The following is a 16,386-nucleotide window of genomic DNA, read 5'->3' on the forward strand; positions in this document are numbered from 1 at the left end:
ATCAGCAGCACCCGGTCGCCGCTTTTCACCGCGTCGGTGTGCAACTCCACGGTGGCGCTGCCGTATTCCAGCTCGTAGGTTTCCTCCACCGTGGTGAAGGGCAGCTTGCCCTTTTTGCGGATCGGCACAAAGCCGACCCCCAGCTCGTAGGCCAGCACCGAGCCGATGATGAAACCGCGCGCGTCCAGCCCGGCCACCACGTCGGGGCGGTGGCCGCGTTCCATGTAGCGGTGGACGAAGGTGTCGATCAGCACCCGGAACACTTTCGGGTCCTGCAGCAGCGGCGTGATGTCGCGGAACTGCACGCCGGGGGCCGGCCAGTCGGGCACGGTGCGGATGTGGGCCTGGAGGTAAGCAGCGGTGTCCATGGCCGGATTATGGGGCCGCGCGCGGCGGCCCCGGTGGGCGTCAGGCCAGGGCGGTGAAGCCGTAGCCCTGGTCCACCTTGGCCAGCGTGCCCACCGCCGGGAAGGGGAAGTGGAAGCCGCCCAGCAGGGTGCGGTCCTGGGCCGCCTGGGCCAGCAGGCGGCGGCGCGTCTGGCGCGCCATCTCGGCGTCCATGTCGAAGGCCACCGCCCAGTCCGGGGCCCGGGCGAACAGCGACGGCACGTTGGTCACGTCGGCCAGGTAGAGGTAGGACTGGCCCCGGGAGCTGACCCGGAACACCGACATGCCCGGGGTGTGGCCGTAAGCCGCCTGCGAGGTGATGCCCGGCGCCAGCGTGGCGCCCGGCTCGAAGGTCACCAGCTTGTCGGCCGGCAGGCTGCCGATGACGCGGCGGGCGTTGTCGAACGCGGCCTGGGCCGCCGGCGGGGCGGCGTCCATTTGCTCGTCGCTCATCCAGTAGGCGTGTTCGGGCGCCGGCACATGCACCTTGGCCTTGGGGAAGACCCACTGGCCGGCCTTGTTGCGCAGGCCGTTGATGTGGTCGCCGTGGTAGTGGCTCAGGATGACGTGGTCGATCTGCTCGGGCGCGTGGCCGGCGGCGGCCAGGTTGGCCAGCAGCCGGCCGGTGGTGGGCGGACCGTTGTCGGCAAAGCCGGTGTCGATCAGGTACTTGACCCCCTGGCTGATGACCAGCACCGGGGTGAACGGGATGTCCACATGATCGGTCGGCAAGCCCTGGCCGGCCAGCAGCGCCTTGACCTGCTCGATCGGTGCGTTGCGGACGAACTCCTCGCCCAGCGGCCGGCGCAGCACGCCGTCGTTCAGGGCGACCAGCTCGATGTCGCCCACCTGGAACTTGCGGAAACCGGGCTCGGGCAGCGCCGGGGCGCCCAGGTTGGGGGCGCTTTGCGACCACACGGACGACAGCGTGAGGGCGGCGGTACCGGCGAGGCCGGCCGACAGGAAATGGCGGCGGTGCAGCATGGCGGGGGGTCTCCTGTGATCCAAATGAGCACGAACAGTAAGGCCGCACGCGCCGGGCTTCAGGTCAGCCGCCGATACCCCGCCCAGGGGCGGGGTTATGTCGGCCGCGGCCCGCGCCGGGCCCGGCCGCACCTCAGGCGCCTGTGAGCAGCCGTTCTTCGGCCAGGGCCAGCACCTCGGCCGTGCCCGACAGCACCAGCGTGTCGCCGCCTTCCAGGCGCAGGCCGTCGGCCAGCGGCACCGTCTTGCCGCCGGCGCGGCGCAGGCTCACCACCTGCGCGCCCATGGCGGGCAGGGCCAGGTCGGCCAGCGGCTGGCCCACGGTTTTGCCGGCCGGTGGCAGCACCACGGTGACCAAGCGCTCCTGGTACAGCTCCTCGACCGAGTTGTCGTCGGCGCCATGAAAGTAGCCGCGCAGCAGGCTGTAGCGCGCCTCGCGCTGGTTCTGCACGATGCGCAGCACCCGCCGCACCGGCACCCCCACCAGGGCCAGCGCGTGGCTGGCCAGCATCAGGCTGGCCTCGATCGCCTCGGGCACCACCTCGGTGGCGCCGGCGCCCTGCAGCTTGTCCAGGTCCTGGTCGTCCACGGTGCGCACCACCGCCGGCACGCGGGGCGCGTGTTCCTGCACGTGGTGCAGCACCTTGAGCGCGCTGGGCGTGTCCAGGTAGGTCACCACCACCGCGCTGGCGCGGTTCAGGCCGGCGGCCATCAGGGCCTGCAGCCGGGCGGCGTCGCCAAACACCACCGAATGGCCGGCGGCCGCGGCGTGGCGCACCCGGTCCGGGTCCAGGTCCAGCGCCATGTAGGGAATGTGTTCGGCCTCCAGCATGCGCGCCAGGTTCTGGCCGCAGCGGCCGTAGCCGCAGATGATGACGTGCTTGTCGGCCGCGATGGACTGGCGCGCGATCTGCGTCATCTGCACCGACTGCATCAGCCAGTCGCTGCCCACCAGCCGGGTGACGACGCGGTTGCTGCCCATGATGACCAGCGGCGCCAGCAGCATGGAGATCACCATGGAGGCCAGCACCGGGTTGAACAGCTCGGGCGGCACCAGGCCGTTCTGGTTGGCCAGGGTCAACAGCACGAAGCCGAACTCGCCGGCCTGCGCCAGGTACAGGCCCACCCGCAGCGAGGTGCCCGCCGGCGCGCCGAACAGCCGGGTCAGCCCGGTGATCAGGCCCAGCTTGAAGGTGAGCGACAGGCCCAGCAACAGCAGCACCAGCGGCCAGCGCTCCAGCACGAGGCGCCAGTCCAGCATCATGCCGATGGTGATGAAAAACAGCCCCAGCAGCACGTCGTGGAACGGCCGGATATCGGTCTCCACCTGGTGCTTGTACTCGGTTTCGGCGATCAGCATGCCGGCGACGAAAGCCCCCAGCGCCAGGCTCAGGCCGGCGTGTTCGGTCAGCCAGGCCAGGCCCAGGGTGATGAGCAGCAGGTTGAGCATGAACAGCTCTTCGCTCTTGCGCCGCGCCACCAGGGTCAGCCACCAGCGCATCAGCTTCTGGCCGCCGGTCATCAGCAGCGTCAGCAGCACCACCGCCTTGAGCAAGGCCCAGCCCAGCGCGGTGGCCAGCTGCTCGGGGCTGGACCCCAGCGCCGGGATCAGCACCAGCAGCGGCACCACCGCCAGGTCCTGGAACAGCAGAATGCCGACCACCCGCTTGCCGTGGTCGCTCTCCAACTCCAGCCGGTCGGCCACCAGCTTGACGACGATGGCGGTGCTGCTCATGGCCATGACGCCGCCCAGCGCCAGCGCCGTCTGCCACTCCATGCGCCACCACTGCGGCATGAGCCAGCCCATGGCCAGCGACGCGGCCGTGGTGAGCAGCACGGTGAGCACCACCTGCGCCGTGCCCAGGCCGAAGACGTGCCGCTTCATCACCCGCAGCTTGGGCAGGCTGAACTCCAGCCCGATGACGAACATCAGGAACACCACCCCGAATTCGGCCAGGTAGCGCACCCCGGCCGAGTCCTGCGCCAGCGCCAGCGCGTTGGGGCCGATCACCACACCCACCGCCAGATAGCCGAGCATGGGCGGCAGCTTGAGCGAACGGCACGCCACCACCCCCACCACGGCGGCGAGCAGGTAGAGCAGCGCAATGTCCAGCGAATTCATCCCGCTTATCTTAGTCGTTGGCCTTGTCGGATAATCGCCCGGATGAGCCCCACGCCCGCCCCGAACGCCGCCCTGACCCTGCAGCTGGCCCGCGACACGCTGGCCATCGAGGCCGACGCGGTGCGGGCCATGGCCGCGCGGCTGGACGACCGCTTCGTGCAAGCCACCCGGGCGCTGCTGGCCTGCCGCGGGCGGGTGGTGGTCACTGGCATGGGCAAGAGCGGCCACGTCGGCCGCAAGATCGCCGCCACCCTGGCCTCCACCGGCACCCCGGCCATGTTCGTGCACCCGGCCGAGGCCAGCCACGGCGACCTGGGCATGATCACCGCCGCCGACGTGGTGCTGGCCATCAGCAACAGCGGCGAGAGCGAAGAACTCACCGCCATCCTGCCGCTGATCAAACGCATGGGCGTGCCGCTGCTGGCCATGACCGGCCGCGCCGGCTCCAGCCTGGGCCGCCACGCCGACGTGGTGCTCGACACCGCCGTGGACAAGGAAGCCTGCCCGCACAACCTGGCCCCCACCGCCAGCACCACCGCGCAACTGGCCATGGGCGACGCCCTGGCGGTGGCGGTGCTGAGCGCGCGCGGCTTCAAGCCCGACGACTTCGCCCGCTCCCACCCCGGTGGCGCGCTGGGGCGCAAACTGCTGACGCTGGTCAGCGACGTGATGCGCCCGGCCGATGCCGCCCCGCGCGTGGCGCCGGGCGCCCGCCTGCCCGAGATGATGCGCGAGATCAGCGCCAAAGGCCTGGGCGCCACCGCCGTGGTGGACGCCGACGACCGGCCGCTGGGCATCTTCACCGACGGCGATTTGCGCCGCCTGATCGAGCAAGGCGCCGACCTGACCGCCGTGACCGCCGAACAGGCGATGCACCGCCGGCCGCGCACCGTCGCACCCGACGCCCTGGCCGTGGAAGCCGCCGATCTGATGGAACAGCACCGCATCACCAGCGTGCTGGTGGTGGACGCCGACGGCCGGCTCTGCGGCGCCCTCAACAGCCACGACCTGATGCGCGCCAAAGTGATCTGACCCGCCATGCCCCTGCCGCCCCTGCACCCCACCCTGCAATTCCCCCCCGAAACCCTGCTGCTGGCGCAGCCGGTGCGGGTGGTGTTTTTCGATGTTGACGGCGTGTTGACCGACGGCGGCCTGTACTTTGGCGAGGGCGGTGAGGCGCTCAAACGCTTCCACACCCTGGACGGCCACGGCCTGAAGCTGCTGCAGCGCGCCGGCATCACCCCGGCGGTGGTCACCGGGCGCGACTCGCCCGCGCTGCGCCGCCGCCTGGACGCGCTGGGCGTGACCCACGTGCGCTACGGCACCGAAGACAAACGCCCCGCGGCCGAGGCCATCCTGGCCGAACTGGGGCTGGACTGGTCGCAGGCCGCCGCCATCGGCGACGACTGGCCGGATCTGCCGGTGCTGCGCCGCTGCGCCTTCGCCGCCGCGCCACCGGCGGCCCAGGCCGAGGTGCTGGCCGTGGTCCACCACGTCACCCGGGCCGCGGGCGGCCAGGGCGCCGGGCGCGAGCTGTGCGACCTGCTGTTGGTGGCCAGCGGCCACTACGCCCGCCTGCTGGAAGAAGCCGCCGCGTGACCCCGCTGCCCCCGCTGTCCACCGGCCCGACGGCGCTGGCCACCCCGCCCCCGCGCTGGTGGGCGCGGGCGGCCGACCGCCTGTCCATCTACCTGCCCGTGCTGCTGATGGGGGGGCTGGCCCTGGGCAGCTACTGGTTGGTGCGCAACGCGCCGGTGCCCGACGCGCCGGTGCCGGACCGCCCGCCGGTGCACGAACCCGACTACTTCATGCGCGATTTTGCGGTCCGCACCTTCACCCCCGAGGGCCGGCTGCTCAACGAGCTGCGCGGCCGCGAGGTGCGGCACTACCCCGACACCCGCACCCTGGAGGTGGACCAGGCCCGGGTGCGCGCCTACAACCCGCAGGGCCGCCTGACCACCGCCAGCACCGACCGGCTGAGCAGCAACGCCGACCAGACGGTCTACCGCCTGCAGGGCCAAGTGCGGGTGGTGCGCGAGGCCCACCACTGGGCCGGCGGCGTCCAGCCGCGCCTGGAGTTCCTGGGCGAGGCCCTGACCGTGGACGTGGAAGGCGACCGGATCGCGTCCGAGCAGCCGGTGGAGATGCTGCGCGGGCCCGACCGCATCACCGCCGACCGCCTGCGCTACGACGACCGCCAGCGCCAGGCCGACCTGCAGGGCCGGGTGCGCGCCACGCTGGCCCCACGCCCCTGAACCCGCCGGAGCCCACGGCAGCGCCGGGCGGGCACCGACGTGAAAAAGCCCGGACCAGCCGGGCTTTCAGAGGGGTGCCGGGGCGCGCCCGGCACGGTCCACAGCGATCAGTAACCGCCGCGACCACCGCCGCCTTCGCGACGGCCACCGCCGCCGTAGGGGCTGCGGAAACCGCCTTCGTTGCCGCCGCCGTAGCCGCCGCCACCGAAGCCACCGCCTTCACGACGGCCACCGCCGAAACCGCCGGTGCGGGGCGGGCGGGCTTCCATCGGACGGGCTTCGTTCACCACCAGGCTGCGACCGCCCAGGGACTGGCCGTTCATGCCTTGGATGGCGGACTGGGCTTCGGCGTCGTTGCCCATTTCCACGAAACCAAAGCCTTTGGAGCGGCCGGTGTCGCGCTCCATCATGACCTTGGCGCTGTTCACGTTGCCAAAGGCACCGAAAGCCTGCTGCAGATCTTCGTCGCGAACGGTGTACGGCAGGTTGCCGACGTACAGTTTGTTGCCCATCGAGGGACTCCTGAAAAACACAATAAAAACCAGCGATGGAGCCCCGTGGGCACGACGTAACCGCTTGAAAGCTGCAGTGGCACGCGAAACTGACCGATCACTTGACAGCACCCGTTTCCACGGGCGCGAGCCCATTATGCGCTGGCTGCCCGCGACACGGTGTGTTTTTTTCGTGGAATCCACACAAACCCTGAGGCCCCGGTGGCCAGCCTCGGGTTTTTGCCTGCTTTTGGTGCGGGGCCGTTGCAGGCCAGCAACACCGCCCCCGCGTGGGGCGCCGCGCACCCCTCAGGGGCCCGCGGGTGGGCGGCCGCGGCGGTAAATCACGTGGTAGGTCAGCCCGACCAGCACGCTGCCGCCCAGCACATTGCCCACGATGACCACCGCCCAGTTGCCCAGCATGCCCGCTGGCGTGACCCAGGCCGTGTCCACCGGCACCTGGCCCCCGTGCTGCAACAGCCAGGCCAGCGGCATCAGGTACATGTTGGCGATGCTGTGCTCGAACCCCGCCGCCACGAAGGCCGCGACGGGGAAGACGATGGCCACCGCCTTGTCGGCCACGCTGCGCCCGGCCATGGCCATCCACACCGCCATGCACACCAGCAGGTTGCACAGCACCCCGCGCAGCAGCGCCTCCTGCCAGGGCAGCGCCTGCTTGGCCAGCGCGATCTGCACCACGGTCTGCCCCACCGCGCCGCCGTTGAGAGCGGGGTGGCCGCTGTGGTACACCAACAGGGCCAGCCCGGCGGCGCCCACCAGGTTGGCAGCGCAGACCACGGCCCAGTGGCGCAGCACCTCGGCGGTGCCCACCAGGCCGTCGGCCCAGGCCATGACAATCAGGTTGTTGCCGGTGAACAACTCGGCGCCGGCCACCACCACCAGCAACAGGCCCAGCGCAAACACCCCCCCGCCCAGCACCTGGGCGGTGGCAAAACCGAGCGTGGCGTCGGACTTGACCAGGACAAAACCCAGCGCCCCCAGGCCAATGAAGGCGCCGGCGAGCACCCCCAGCAGGGCCAGCGGCAACAGCGGCAGGCGGGCCTTGGCCACGCCCACCTGGGCCACCCGCTGGGCCACCTCGCGCGGAGCGTAGGCGTCGGAACCGAAAATGTCTGTCATGGCTGGCCTTCCGTGCCCGGCAACCGGCGCCGGGCGGCGCCCCGTGCGCGCCGGGCAGCGAGTCTTTATACTAGCGTGGCGCCGATTTGATTCCGGAATTGCGGGCGCCTTAAAAATGCCGCTAAAGAGGAGACACCCGGTCCCGCACCCGTCTTCTTGCTTGGCTCGACGGTTTGGCGGCGCCGGGTTTTTTTGTGGGGGCACGCCCCCGGGGTGAAGCACGTGATCGTCACACCACAACGCATGCGTTTCGACACGCCGCTGCCGCTGCAAAGCGGGGCGGTGCTGCCGGGCTACGAACTCGTTTACGAGACCTACGGCACGCTCAACGCCGACCGCTCCAACGCGGTGCTGGTGTGCCACGCGCTCAACGCCAGCCACCACGTGGCCGGCCGCCACGCCAACGCGAACGGCCAGCCCCTGCCCCGCAGCGAAGGCTGGTGGGACAACCTGATCGGCCCCGGCAAACCGGTGGACACCGAGCGTTTCTTCGTCATCGGCGTGAACAACCTGGGCTCCTGCTTCGGCAGCACCGGCCCGACCCACCCCCACCCCGCCACCGGCGAGCCCTGGGGCGCCGACTTCCCCGTGGTGACGGTGGAGGACTGGGTCCACGCCCAGGCGCGGCTGCTGGACGCGTTGGGCATTGCCCAACTGGCGGCGGTGCTGGGCGGCAGCCTGGGCGGCATGCAGACCTTGAGCTGGACCCTGCAATACCCCGACCGCGTGCGCCACGCCGTGGTGGTGGCCAGCGCGCCCAACCTGACGGCCGAGAACATCGCCTTCAACGAGGTGGCGCGCCGCGCCATCGTCACCGACCCCGACTTCCACGGCGGCCACTACCTGCGCCACGGCACCCTGCCGCGGCGCGGCCTGCGCATCGCGCGCATGATCGGCCACATCACTTACCTGAGCGACGACGTGATGAACGAGAAGTTCGGCCGCCAGCTCAAGCCCCTGGCCGACGCCGCACAAGCCGGCGACGTGGCGGCGGTGGAGCGCCTGGCCTACCGCTACAGCACGCAGGAGGTGGAATTCCAGATCGAGAGCTACCTGCGCCACCAGGGCGACAAGTTCAGCGAGTACTTCGACGCCAACACCTACCTGCTCATCACCCGGGCGCTGGACTACTTCGACCCGGCGCGCGCCCACGGCGGCGACCTGAGCGCGGCGCTGGCCCAGGCCCGGGCGAAGTTTTTGCTGGTGAGCTTCACCACCGACTGGCGTTTTTCGCCAGCGCGCAGCCGCGAGATCGTCAAGGCCCTGCTCGACAACCGGCGCGACGTGAGCTATGCCGAAATCGACGCGCCGCACGGCCACGACGCCTTTTTGCTGGACGACCCGCGCTACCACGCCGCGGTGCGCGCCTATTTCACCCAGCAGGTGGCCCGCGACCTGCCCGCCGGAGGCCGCGCATGACCGACCGCCTGATCCTCGAATCCCTGGCGCGGCTGGTGCCGCAGGGCGCCCGCGTCCTCGACCTGGGCTGTGGCGACGGCACGCTGCTGGCCCACCTGCGCGACACGCGCGGCTGCACCGGCTACGGCGTGGAAATCGACGACGCCAAGGTGCACGCCGGGCTGCAGCGCGGCATCAACGTGCTGCAGCTGAACCTGGAAGACGGCCTGGCCATGTTCGGCGACAACAGCTTCGACCTGGTGCTGCAGATCGACACGCTGCAGCACCTGCGCAACGCCGAAACCATGTTGCGCGAAACGGCGCGCGTGGGGCGCCAGGCCATCGTCGCCTTCCCCAACTTCGCGCACTGGCCCAACCGCCTGAGCGTGCTGCAGGGCCGCATGCCCGTGACCCAGCGGCTGCCCTACCAGTGGTACGACACGCCCAACATCCGCGTGGGCACCTACGCCGATTTCGAGGTGCTGGCGCAGCGCCTGGGCCTGCGCGTGACCGACAGCTTCGGCCTGGAGGACGGGCGCGAGGTGCGGCTGTGGCCCAACCTGCGCGCCAGCACGGCGGTGTTCAAGCTGGCCCAGGGCTGAGCGTGGCGCTGGCGGCGGTGCTGCTGCTGGCCGGGGCCGGGGCCCGCCTGGGGCACCGGCCCAAATGCCTGCTGCGGCGCGGCGGCACGCCGCTGCTGCACCACCTGCTGCGCGCCCTGCAGACGGCGGGCGTGGGCCCGGTGGTGGCGGTGCTGGGCCATCACGCGGCGGCCATCGGCGCCGCCCTGGACGGCTGGCCCGTGACCCGGGTGCTCAACCCCGACCCACAGGCCGCCCCGGCGGACTCGCTGCGGCTGGGGCTGGCGGCGCTGCCCCCGGGCCACGGCGGCGTGCTGGTGGCGCTGGGCGACCACCCCTGGATCGACGCGGCCGACCTGCGCGCCCTGGCCCAGGCCTACGCCCAGCGCCCCCCGGGCACCGACTGCGTGCTGCCCAGCCACGGCGGTCAGCCCGGCCACCCACGGGTGTTCAGCCCCCGGGCCTGCGCCGAAATCTGCGCCCTGCCCGCCGGCGCCGGCGGCCCGCAGTGGCTGGCCCAGCACCCCGCGCGGGTGCACCACTGGCCCGCGCCCACGCCCCACTTCGTCTGGGACGTGGACACCCCGGCCGACCTGGACCGGCTGGCCGGCCTGAGCAGCGAACGGCTGGACTGGCCCACCCCGCCCTGACGCGCCAGCGACGGCGCGTACACCCACAACCGGGTCAACTATGGCCTGGCGGGGGACCGGCCATGGTTACCTTCTATAACATCCGCCGTGCATGGGCGGCGAACGCCCAGCAACCACCCGAGGAGCGAGACATGATCCAACTGAAAGTCAACGGCCAGGCCGTGGCGGTGAACGCCGCGCCCGACACCCCACTGCTGTGGGCCCTGCGCGAACAACTCAACCTCACCGGCACCAAGTTCGGCTGCGGCATCGCCCAGTGCGGCGCCTGCACCGTGCACGTGGACGGCGAGCCAACGCGCTCCTGCGTCATGCCCCTGAGCGCCGTGGCCGGCCGCCACGTGACCACCGTGGAGGGTCTGATGACCACCCCCACCGGCCAGGCGCTGCAAGCGGCCTGGGTGAAGGAGCAGGCACCGCAGTGCGGCTACTGCCAGTCCGGCCAGCTGATGACCGCCGCCAAGGTGGTGCAGGGCACCAAGAAATTGCTGAGCCGCGCCGACATCCTGGAAGCGATGAGCGGCCACGTCTGCCGCTGCGGCACCTACAACCAGATCGCCGCCGCCGTCTCCACCGCCCAGAAAACCCTGACCGGAGCGAAAGCATGAGCACCACCGCACCACTCTCCCGCCGCAGCTTTCTGCTGGGCTCCGGCGGCGTGGCCATCGGCCTGTCGTTCGGTCTGGGCCAGGCCGAGCTGGCGCAGGCGCAGACCGCCGCGCCCGGTGGCTTCGCCCCCAACGGCTGGGTCAACATCGACACCGACGGCCAGGTGACCCTGTATTCGCCCGCCTCGGAAATGGGCCAGGGCACCATGACCGCCATCCCCATGCTGCTGGCCGAGGAAATGGACCTCGACTGGTCGCGCGTGACGGTGCGGCAGGCGCCGTCGGACCCGAAGCGCTTTGGCAACCCGCGCTTCGGCGGCGGCATGACCACCGGCGCCTCGCGCACGGTGCAGGGCTACTACGAGCCGGTGCGCCTGGCCGGCCTGCAGGTGCGGCTGGTGCTGGTGAACGCCGCGGCCCAGGCCCTGGGCGTGCCCGCGGCCGAGCTGCGCACCGAAGCCGGCCGTGTCGTCCACACCTCGGGCCGGCAAATGGGTTATGGCGACATCGCCAAGGTGGCGCAGGCCCCGGCCGAGCTGCCCAAGGTGGACAAAGCCATGCTCAAGCCCATGGCCCAGTTCAAGCTGATCGGCCAGGACCTGGACCGGGTGGACGTGGCGGCCAAATCCAACGGCAGCGCCCAGTACGGCATCGACGTGCGCCTGCCGGGCATGCTGTGGGCGTCCATCTTGCGCGCGCCGGTGCAGGGCGAAACCCCGGTGGCGGTGGACGACAGCGCCGCACGCGCGGTGTCGGGTGTGAAGCACGTGGTGCGTCTGCCGCACGGCGTGGCGGTGGTGGCCGACTCCTTCCACACCGCCAAGACCGCGCGCGACCGCATGCAGGTGACCTGGACCCAGACCGCCAAGGCCCGCGCCCACGACTCGGCCCGCGTCAAGGCCGAGTACGTGGCCCGCGCCCAGAAACTGGACGACGCCGGGGTGGACTTCATCCAGCACGGCGACGCCGGGCAGCAACTGGCCGGCGCGGTGAAAACCTTCGCAGCCACCTACACCAGCGAGATGGTCAGCCACATCTGCCTGGAGCCGATGAACTGCACCGCCCACGTCACCGGCGACCGCATCGAGGTCTGGGCGCCGGCGCAGTCGGCCTCTTTCGTGACCGGCGCGGTGGCGGCGGCCAGCGGCTTCAAGCCGGAGCAGATCAAGGTGAACATCACCCTGCTGGGCGGCGGTTTTGGCCGCCGGGTGGAGGCCGACTACGCGGCCGACGCCGCGCTGGTGGCCAAGGCCGTGCCCGGCACGCCAGTGCAGGTGATCTGGACCCGCGAAGACGACATGACCCACGACAAGTACCGCCCGCTGACCGGCCAGCACCTGGTGGCCGGCGTGGACGCGCAGGGCAAGCTGGTGGGCCTGCTGCACCGGGTCGTGTCCGAAGGCATTTACGCGCGGGTGGTGCCGCCGGCCTTCAAGGCCTCGGGCGGCAAGGACGCGCCGGTGATGGAGGGCTCGGAGATCACCTACGACATCCCGGGCCACCGGGTGCAGTTCCTGATCGAGGAACGCGGCATCCAGGCCGGCTTCTGGCGCGGCGTGGGGCCGGGCTACACCAAGTTCGCCATCGAAACGCTGGTGGACGAGGTGGCCCACGGCGTGCAGGCCGACCCGCTGGACTACCGCCTGCAGCTGTTGCACAAGCAGCCGCGCGCCCAGGCGGTGCTGCGCGAGGTGGGCCGCATGTCGGGCTGGGGCAAGGCCAAGCTGCCCAAAGGCCACGCGCTGGGCCTGGCGTTTTCCGACGCCTGGAACACCTTCTGCGGCATGGTGGTGCAGGTGTCGATCGAACAGGGGCGGCCCAAGGTGCACCAGGTCTGGTCGGCGGTGGACTGCGGCCACGCGCTGCAGCCGCGCAACGTGCGCGCGCAGATCGAAGGCTCGGTGATCTTCGGCTTGTCGGCCCTGCTGCACGAGCGCATGGACTTCCAGGGCGGCGTGCCCCAGCAGACCAACCTGGACCGCTACCGCGTGCTGCGCGCCCACGAAACCCCGCTGGTGGAGGTGAAGGTGCTGATGACCGACCACCACCCGGGCGGCATTGGCGAAGTCGGCCTGCCGCCGGTGGCGCCAGCGGTGGCCAACGCCGTCGCCCGCCTGACCGGCCAGCGGGTGCGCAGCCTGCCGTTCCCGCAAGTCTGACGCGCCGGCCATGAACAGCCTCGACATCGAGGTGCTCCAGACCGCGCTGGCGTGGCTGGAGCGGGGCCACCGCGTGGTGCTGGGCACGGTGGTGCGCACCTGGGGCTCGGCCCCGCGCCCGCCGGGCTCGCTGATGGTGATCCGCGACGACGGCCAGGTGGCCGGGTCGGTGTCGGGCGGCTGCATCGAGGACGACCTGATACGCCGGGTGGCGGCGGGCGAACTGGCGCTGCGCCGCCCCGAGGTGACCACCTACGGCCAGACCGCCGACGAGGTGCGCCGCTTCGGCCTGCCCTGCGGTGGCACGGTGCAGGTGGTGCTGGAACCGCTGGGGCCGCAGTCGCAACTGCGCGAACTGCTGACCGCCACCGCCGCGCACCGCCAGACCCGCCGCGAACTGGACCTGACCACCGGCCTGGTACGGCTGGGCCCACCCACCGCCGGCGACCGGGTGGAGTTCGACGGCCAGCACCTGGCCACGGTGCACGGGCCGCGCTGGCGGCTGCTCATCATCGGCGGCGGGCAGTTGTCGCGCTACCTGGCCAGCATGGCGGTGATGCTGGACCACCAGGTGACCGTGTGCGAGCCGCGCACCGAGTACCACGAAGGCTGGGACGCGCTGCCGGGCGTGACCCTGTCCAGCGCCATGCCCGACGACCTGGTGCTGGCGATGAACCTGGACGCCCACAGCGCCGTGGTGGCCCTGACGCACGACCCCAAGCTGGACGACCTGGCCCTGATGGAGGCGCTGCGCACGCCGGCCTACTACGTCGGGGCCATGGGTTCGCGTCCGAACAACGAACGCCGGCGCGAGCGCCTGCTGGCCTTCGACGTGACGCACGAGGAAGCGGCGCGCCTGCGCGGCCCGGTCGGGCTGCGGCTGGGCGGGCTGACGCCACCGGAAATCGCCCTCAGCATCGCGGCCGAACTGACGGCGCGGCGCCGGGGCGTGGACCTGTCGCAGCCGCTGGCCGACTGGTCGGGCTCGGGCACCGTCTGCGCCACCGCCTGAAGCGCCGAATTGCCGGCCATTGGGCCGGTTGTTCGGCGCTTGCCACCTGGCCAGGCGGGCGTACAGTGGTTGACGCTGTCCGCTGTCCGGGCAGGAGGAGCGCCGCATGAAAATCCCGAGCAACCCGATGGCCGCGGTCGCGCGCGAACCGGTGAAAACCGCCGCGCGGGCCGAACGCAACGCGCCCGCCGAGGCACCGGCCGAGCCGACCCCAAGCGTGAAGGTGCCGCCCGGCCTGGAGCGGGTGTTGGCCAAGTTCGAGGCCCTGGGCGAAGCCGGCCGCAGCGCCGGTCAGAGCAACGCGATGGACCGCATCGCCCGCAACCTGGCACGCTACACCGACACCCAGGCACTGGTGCCACCGGCCGACGGCCCGGCCACCGCCCCGGCCGAGCCGGAAGCGCCGCCGCTGGCAGAGGCCCCACCCGAAACCCCGCTGGGCGACGCCCCACTGGAAACGGCCCCGGGCACCAACGCCCCCGGCGCCGACTCGGGCAGCGACCCCACCGATGCCCTGCTGGACGCCCTGACCGCCCCCGACACCGAGGGCAGCGACGGCACCGAGCCCACCGCCTGACGCCCGCGCGGCTCAGGCCAGCGCGTCCTCCAGCCCCAGCCCGCGCAGGTAGTTGCGCAGGGTCTGCGCGCCGGCGGCCTCCAGGTCGAAGGCGGAACGGTCGATCAGCCAGTTGATGATCAGGCCGTCGATCAGCACGTTCAGGCCCAGGGCCGCCTGGGCCGGCGGCATGGGCAGGGGCCGCCCCAGGTGCTCGGCCGTCAGCGTCAGCACGCGCTGCATGAGCTGGCGCATCTCGTCCATCACCTCCAGCCGGCGCTGGGCCACCGCCTGCAGTTCGGCCACGTACTCCACCTTGTGGGTGGCGATCTCGAACACGCGCCCGGTTTGCGGGTCGTGCGCGGTGGCGTGCAGCGCCGCCATCAGGGTGTCAAACAACCCGCGCAGCGGCGACACGCCGTTCGCCGGGGGCTCGGCCGCGGCCTGCAGCGCCTGCTCCAGCGGCAGCGTCACCCGCTGCAGCATGGCGTTGAACAGGTCGGCCTTGTCTTGAAAGTGCCAGTAAATGGCGCCGCGCGTGGCCCCGGCGGCGCTGGCAATGTCCTGCAGCGAGGTGCGCGAGACCCCGCGCGCCAGGAACAACTGCTCGGCCGCGTCCAGCAGTTTGTGGCGGGTCAGTTCGGCTTCGGCTTTGGTTTTTCGGGCCATGGCGGGTCAGGGGCAATGTCGCATCTTTACCAAAGCGGCATGCATACATTCAAGATTGTATGTATATTACACAGTCTGACGTTTGCCCCCCACAGGGTATGCCCCAACGCCACCCCCACCCCACGCCGAGGTTTTCGATGGCCGCCACGCCCCACGCCCCTTCCCCCATGACCCCACCGCCGGGCCGGGCTTTGCGCCCCTGGCGGATCGCCGCCGGCCTGGGCCTGGCCCTGAGCCTGGTCGCCTGCGGCAAGCCCGCGCCCCAAGGCCCGGGCGGTGCCCCGCCACCGGCCGAGGTCGGCGTGGTCACCGTCACCCCCGGGGTGGTGGCGCTGCAGACCGAACTGCCGGGCCGCCTGGAGGCCTCGCGCGTGGCCCAGGTGCGGGCCCGCGCCAGCGGCATCCTGCTGCAACGCAGCTTCCGCGAAGGCAGCGACGTGAAGGCCGGCCAGGCCCTGTTCCGCATCGACCCGGCGCCCTACGACGCCGCGCTGGCCAGCGCCCGCGCGCAGCAGGCCAAGGCCGAGGCACAGCGCGCCCAGGCCCTGGCCCTGCTGGACCGCTACCGCCCGCTGGTGGCCGCACAGGCGGTGAGCCAGCAGGACTTCGTCAACGCCGAGGTGGCGCTGCAGCAGGCCGAGGCCGAGGTGGCCGTGGCCCGCGCCGCGGTGCAGACGGCGACCCTCCAGCGCAACCATGCCGACGTGACCGCCCCGATCGCCGGGCGCATCGGCCGCGCCCTGGTGACCGAGGGCGCGTTGGTGGGCCAGGGCGACGCCACGCCGCTGGCGGTGGTGCAGCAGATCGACCCGCTGTACGTCAACTTCACCCAGAGCGCGACCGAGGCGCTGGGCCTGGCCCGCGCGGTGGCGGCCGGCCGCCTGCAGCGCAACGGCAGCGCCGCCGCCACGGTGCAGGTGGTGCTGGAGGACGGCACGCTGCACCCGAAACCGGGCCAGCTGCTGTTCACCGACCTGACGGTGGACAACACCAGCGGCCAGGTGACGCTGCGCGCCGAGGTGCCCAACCCCGGCGGCACCCTGCTGCCCGGCATGTACGTGCGGGTGCGCCTGGCGCAGGCCCAGGCGGCGGACGCGGTGACGCTGCCACAGCAGGCCGTGACCCGCTCGCCACTGGGCGACAGCGTGATGGTGGTGGGCGCCGACGGCCAGGTGGCGCCGCGCCGGGTGAAGCTGGGCAACCAGCAGAACGGCCAGTGGGTGGTGCTGGAGGGCCTGCAGGCCGGCGACCAGGTGATGGTGGACGGCTTCCAGAAACTGCGCGGCGGCGCCCCGGTGAAGGCGGTGCCCTGGCAGGCACCGGGCGGCCCCGCCCCCGCCCCGGCAGCCCAGGCCGGCGCGGCCAAGTAAGGGACCG

17 protein-coding genes and 1 riboswitch are annotated in these 16,386 nt (G+C 71.8%); of the genes, 11 read left to right on the forward strand and 6 right to left on the reverse strand.

Translation table 11 applies throughout. The features are described from left to right. The 3 genes from HA630_RS17435 to HA630_RS17445 all read right to left on the reverse strand — a co-directional run. Positions 1-368, reverse strand: a 368-nt coding sequence (locus HA630_RS17435; RefSeq protein ID WP_166836337.1) for an adenine phosphoribosyltransferase, incomplete at its 3' end; no start/stop codon positions are given. Positions 369-408: 40 nt separating this feature from the next. After that, complete coding sequence (locus HA630_RS17440; protein WP_166836338.1) at positions 409-1,371, reverse strand: MBL fold metallo-hydrolase; 963 nt, start codon at positions 1,369-1,371, stop codon at positions 409-411. A 133-nt stretch (positions 1,372-1,504) separates the two neighbouring features. Beyond that, entirely contained in the window at positions 1,505-3,493 is a 1,989-nt protein-coding gene (locus HA630_RS17445) for a monovalent cation:proton antiporter-2 (CPA2) family protein (protein WP_166836340.1), read from the reverse strand. A gap of 42 nt (positions 3,494-3,535) precedes the next feature. Here HA630_RS17445 and HA630_RS17450 point away from each other — a divergent pair, with 42 nt between their 5' ends. The 3 genes from HA630_RS17450 to lptC are packed head-to-tail and all read left to right on the forward strand — an operon-like array spanning position 3,536 to position 5,748. Further along, positions 3,536-4,525, forward strand: a complete 990-nt coding sequence (locus HA630_RS17450; protein ID WP_166836341.1) for an SIS domain-containing protein — start codon at positions 3,536-3,538, stop codon at positions 4,523-4,525. 6 nt (positions 4,526-4,531) lie between these two features. Next, positions 4,532-5,092 carry an HAD family hydrolase gene (locus tag HA630_RS17455; RefSeq protein ID WP_166836343.1) on the forward strand — a complete coding sequence of 187 codons (561 nt, stop codon included), beginning with the start codon at positions 4,532-4,534 and terminating at the stop codon, positions 5,090-5,092. Further along, the gene (gene lptC, locus HA630_RS17460) at positions 5,089-5,748 is read left to right on the forward strand and encodes an LPS export ABC transporter periplasmic protein LptC (RefSeq protein ID WP_371809278.1); all 660 of its coding nucleotides are present in this window, start codon (positions 5,089-5,091) and stop codon (positions 5,746-5,748) included. The genes HA630_RS17455 and lptC overlap by 4 nt, the downstream gene beginning before the upstream one ends. Positions 5,749-5,855: 107 nt before the next feature. Here lptC and HA630_RS17465 read toward each other — a convergent pair whose 3' ends face one another. Together HA630_RS17465 and HA630_RS17470 are read right to left on the reverse strand one after the other, a co-directional pair. Then, positions 5,856-6,260, reverse strand: a complete 405-nt coding sequence (locus tag HA630_RS17465) for an RNA-binding protein (RefSeq protein ID WP_166836344.1) — start codon at positions 6,258-6,260, stop codon at positions 5,856-5,858. Between the two features lie 288 nt (positions 6,261-6,548). Next, positions 6,549-7,379 (reverse strand): formate/nitrite transporter family protein, encoded by an 831-nt coding sequence (locus tag HA630_RS17470; RefSeq protein ID WP_166836346.1) that lies wholly within the window; start codon positions 7,377-7,379, stop codon positions 6,549-6,551. A 68-nt stretch (positions 7,380-7,447) separates the two neighbouring features. Beyond that, a riboswitch (SAM riboswitch) is annotated at positions 7,448-7,525 on the forward strand. A 76-nt stretch (positions 7,526-7,601) separates the two neighbouring features. On the opposite strand from HA630_RS17470, the gene HA630_RS17475 reads away from it, so the two are divergent. The 7 genes from HA630_RS17475 (at position 7,602) to HA630_RS17505 (ending at position 14,361) form a co-directional block, all read left to right on the forward strand. Further along, complete coding sequence (locus HA630_RS17475) at positions 7,602-8,798, forward strand: homoserine O-acetyltransferase (RefSeq protein ID WP_166836347.1); 1,197 nt, start codon at positions 7,602-7,604, stop codon at positions 8,796-8,798. Then, positions 8,795-9,379: a methionine biosynthesis protein MetW gene (gene metW, locus HA630_RS17480; protein ID WP_166836348.1), complete on the forward strand. Its 585-nt coding sequence runs from the start codon at positions 8,795-8,797 to the stop codon at positions 9,377-9,379. The genes HA630_RS17475 and metW overlap by 4 nt, the downstream gene beginning before the upstream one ends. After that, the gene (locus HA630_RS17485) at positions 9,328-10,008 is read left to right on the forward strand and encodes a nucleotidyltransferase family protein (protein WP_166836350.1); all 681 of its coding nucleotides are present in this window, start codon (positions 9,328-9,330) and stop codon (positions 10,006-10,008) included. The genes metW and HA630_RS17485 overlap by 52 nt, the downstream gene beginning before the upstream one ends. A 131-nt stretch (positions 10,009-10,139) precedes the next feature. After that, positions 10,140-10,613 carry a (2Fe-2S)-binding protein gene (locus HA630_RS17490; RefSeq protein WP_166836351.1) on the forward strand — a complete coding sequence of 158 codons (474 nt, stop codon included), beginning with the start codon at positions 10,140-10,142 and terminating at the stop codon, positions 10,611-10,613. Beyond that, complete coding sequence (locus tag HA630_RS17495) at positions 10,610-12,772, forward strand: xanthine dehydrogenase family protein molybdopterin-binding subunit (protein WP_166836352.1); 2,163 nt, start codon at positions 10,610-10,612, stop codon at positions 12,770-12,772. Before HA630_RS17490 ends, HA630_RS17495 begins: the two co-directional genes overlap by 4 nt. A 10-nt stretch (positions 12,773-12,782) precedes the next feature. Continuing rightward, positions 12,783-13,784, forward strand: coding sequence for an XdhC family protein (locus HA630_RS17500; protein ID WP_166836353.1), 1,002 nt, complete (start codon positions 12,783-12,785; stop codon positions 13,782-13,784). Positions 13,785-13,890: 106 nt separating this feature from the next. Beyond that, positions 13,891-14,361, forward strand: a complete 471-nt coding sequence (locus tag HA630_RS17505; protein WP_166836355.1) for a hypothetical protein — start codon at positions 13,891-13,893, stop codon at positions 14,359-14,361. A 12-nt stretch (positions 14,362-14,373) separates the two neighbouring features. Here HA630_RS17505 and HA630_RS17510 read toward each other — a convergent pair whose 3' ends face one another. Beyond that, positions 14,374-15,009 carry a TetR family transcriptional regulator gene (locus tag HA630_RS17510; protein ID WP_166836356.1) on the reverse strand — a complete coding sequence of 212 codons (636 nt, stop codon included), beginning with the start codon at positions 15,007-15,009 and terminating at the stop codon, positions 14,374-14,376. A gap of 167 nt (positions 15,010-15,176) precedes the next feature. Between HA630_RS17510 and HA630_RS17515 the strand changes: the two genes are divergently transcribed. Then, a complete protein-coding gene (locus HA630_RS17515; RefSeq protein ID WP_208300146.1) occupies positions 15,177-16,379 on the forward strand; it encodes an efflux RND transporter periplasmic adaptor subunit in 1,203 nt (400 codons plus the stop codon). Positions 16,380-16,386 lie beyond the last annotated feature (7 nt).

The sequence above is a fragment of the Aquabacterium sp. A08 genome, from assembly GCF_011742065.1.

Bases quoted from the DNA above. Each gene is read 5' to 3' on its own strand.
- HA630_RS17500 (WP_166836353.1), top strand. From the start codon at position 12,783: ATGAACAGCCTCGACATCGAGGTGCTCCAGACCGCGCTGGCGTGGCTG.
- HA630_RS17445 (WP_166836340.1), bottom strand. From the start codon at position 3,493: ATGAATTCGCTGGACATTGCGCTGCTCTACCTGCTCGCCGCCGTGGTG.
- HA630_RS17455 (WP_166836343.1), top strand. From the start codon at position 4,532: ATGCCCCTGCCGCCCCTGCACCCCACCCTGCAATTCCCCCCCGAAACC.
- HA630_RS17515 (WP_208300146.1), top strand. From the start codon at position 15,177: ATGACCCCACCGCCGGGCCGGGCTTTGCGCCCCTGGCGGATCGCCGCC.
- metW (WP_166836348.1), top strand. From the start codon at position 8,795: ATGACCGACCGCCTGATCCTCGAATCCCTGGCGCGGCTGGTGCCGCAG.
- HA630_RS17505 (WP_166836355.1), top strand. From the start codon at position 13,891: ATGAAAATCCCGAGCAACCCGATGGCCGCGGTCGCGCGCGAACCGGTG.
- HA630_RS17510 (WP_166836356.1), bottom strand. From the start codon at position 15,009: ATGGCCCGAAAAACCAAAGCCGAAGCCGAACTGACCCGCCACAAACTG.
- HA630_RS17470 (WP_166836346.1), bottom strand. From the start codon at position 7,379: ATGACAGACATTTTCGGTTCCGACGCCTACGCTCCGCGCGAGGTGGCC.
- HA630_RS17490 (WP_166836351.1), top strand. From the start codon at position 10,140: ATGATCCAACTGAAAGTCAACGGCCAGGCCGTGGCGGTGAACGCCGCG.
- HA630_RS17465 (WP_166836344.1), bottom strand. From the start codon at position 6,260: ATGGGCAACAAACTGTACGTCGGCAACCTGCCGTACACCGTTCGCGAC.
- HA630_RS17440 (WP_166836338.1), bottom strand. From the start codon at position 1,371: ATGCTGCACCGCCGCCATTTCCTGTCGGCCGGCCTCGCCGGTACCGCC.
- HA630_RS17495 (WP_166836352.1), top strand. From the start codon at position 10,610: ATGAGCACCACCGCACCACTCTCCCGCCGCAGCTTTCTGCTGGGCTCC.
- HA630_RS17450 (WP_166836341.1), top strand. From the start codon at position 3,536: ATGAGCCCCACGCCCGCCCCGAACGCCGCCCTGACCCTGCAGCTGGCC.